Origin of the sequence: Fictibacillus arsenicus (genome assembly GCF_001999465.1) — a bacterium.
GTDB lineage: Bacteria > Bacillota > Bacilli > Bacillales > Fictibacillaceae > Fictibacillus > Fictibacillus arsenicus.
Window position 1 is genome coordinate 1 of record NZ_MQMF01000022.1, and the last position, 2048, is coordinate 2048.

Annotated in this window: 2 protein-coding genes; one reads left to right on the forward strand and one right to left on the reverse strand. The window is 76.4% G+C overall.

The window, feature by feature from the left end:
* A partial coding sequence (locus UN64_RS21545; RefSeq protein ID WP_245802090.1) for a uroporphyrinogen decarboxylase family protein occupies positions 1-104 on the reverse strand: 104 nt, incomplete at its 3' end.
* A gap of 234 nt (positions 105-338) precedes the next feature.
* Here UN64_RS21545 and UN64_RS21550 point away from each other — a divergent pair.
* A partial coding sequence (locus UN64_RS21550; RefSeq protein WP_139343234.1) for a glutamyl-tRNA reductase occupies positions 339-2048 on the forward strand: 1710 nt, incomplete at its 3' end.

Sequence of the window (2048 nt, forward strand, 5' to 3'; positions counted from 1 at the left end):
ACCTGGCGGTACTCCGGCAGCGAACGGCCGGCCTGCCGCATGAACCACACGGGGTGGCGGTCGGGGCGCTGGCCGCGCAGCGCGCGAAGGAGCGGGCTGGCCACGGTCGAGCGTGACGGATCCTCGGTGCGCAGCGGGTGCTCGGCGGGCAGTGCCGGGACGGCCGCGGGGGTCTCGGGGGGTCTGGGGACAGGGCGGACATGCCCCCAGTGTCCCACCGGTCGTGTCGCGGTGGCACATCCGCGTCCTCCGTGAGCGCCGTCACACTGGCCGACGGCACCCGGGTCAGGCCCGCCTTCCCGGACGGGCGGGGCGGTCGGGGCTAGACTTGGCCCGCTGTGACTGTCTTCTCTCTCGTCGCCTCCCACCATGACCTGGACCTGGACACGGTCGCCCGCCTCAGCGCCGGCGCGACCGGGGTCGGGCCCGCCCTGCCCGGCAGCGGCGCGGCGGGCGCCATCGTGCTGGCCACGTGCAACCGCGTGGAGATCTACGCCGAGGCCGACGGGGCCGGCGTCGAGGCCGCCCGCACGGGGCTGCTGTCCGCCGTCGCCGCCTCCACCTCCCTGCCGGACGAGGACGTGCACACCGCGTTCCGCACGCTCGACGCTGACGCCACGGCCCGTCACCTCTTCGAGGTCGGCGCCGGACTGGACTCCGCCGTGGTGGGCGAGCGCGAGATCGCCGGTCAGGTACGGCGCGCCCTGACGGCGGCCCAGGAGGCCGGCACCGCCTCGGGTCCGCTCGTCCGCCTCTTCGAGTCCGCCACGCGCACGGCCAAGGACGTCGGCTCCCGCACGGCGCTCGGCGCGGCCGGCCGCTCGGTCGTCTCCGTCGCCCTGGACCTCGCGGAGGAGCTGCGCGGTCTCACCGACGCCGCGGCCCAGCGCGACTTCTGGGCCGGGGCCACCATCCTGCTGATCGGCACGGGCGCCTACGCCGGCACCACGCTCGCGCAGCTGGCGGACCGGGGCGCGACCACCGTCGGCGTGCACTCGGCCTCGGGCCGCGCGGAGCAGTTCGTCGCGGACCGCGGCGGCTGGGCCCTCGCGCTCGGCGGCGAGGCCGTGGCCGGCGCCGTCGCCGAGGCGGACGTGATCATCGGCTCCTCCGGCGGCGAACGCCAGATCAGCCCCGAGCGCCTCCAGGAGCTGCGCAAGGGCGGACGGCGTCCGCTCACGGTGGTCGACCTGGCCCTCTCGCGCGACTTCGACCCGGCGGTCGCGGACCTGCCGGACGTCGATCTCATCACCCTCGAGTCGGTGCGGCTGGCCGCACCCGAGCAGGCCGAGGTCGCCGTCGCGGAGGCCCGCGCGCTCGTGGACGACGCCGTCGAGGAGTACCACGCCGCGCAGCGTGGCCGCAGTGCCGACGCGGCGATCAAGGCCCTGCGCCGCCACACCCTCGGTGTGCTCGACCGGGAGCTCGAGCGCGTGCGCGCCCGCCACGGCTGCACGGCGGCCGCCGAGGAGGTGGAGTTCGCCCTGCGCCGCATGGTGAACCAGCTCCTGCACGAGCCCAGCGTGCGCGCCAAGCGGCTCGCCGCCGAGGGCCGGCTCGACCGCTATGAGGACGCCCTCGAGGCGGTCTTCGGGATCGAGGCCCCCGGCGCCCCGCCCCCGCCGTGGGCACGGTCGAGGCGGTCTGTCCCGCGCACGAGGATGAGGGCGGCGCCGCGCGCATCGCGTGAGCCCGCCCCGCGCCAGGAGGACCCCGTGACCGCCCACCCCGCCGCCACCGCGCCCGACGAGCCCGGGCGAGGCCGCCGTCTGCCCCGGCAGGAGCGTCGTCGCCAGCTGCTGGACTGCGCCCGCGCGGTCTTCGCCGCCGAGCGGTACGCGGGGGCTTCCATGGAGCAGATCGCCGAGCGGGCCGAGGTCTCCAAGCCGGTCCTCTACCAGCACTTCCCCAGCAAGCACGAGCTCTTCCTCGAGCTGCTGGACGCCGAGGTCGCGAGCCTGCGCGCGCTCCTCGAGGCGGCGATGGACACCCGCCGGGACAACCGCGAACGGGTGCGGGCCACCGTCGCCGCCGTGTTCGAGTACATG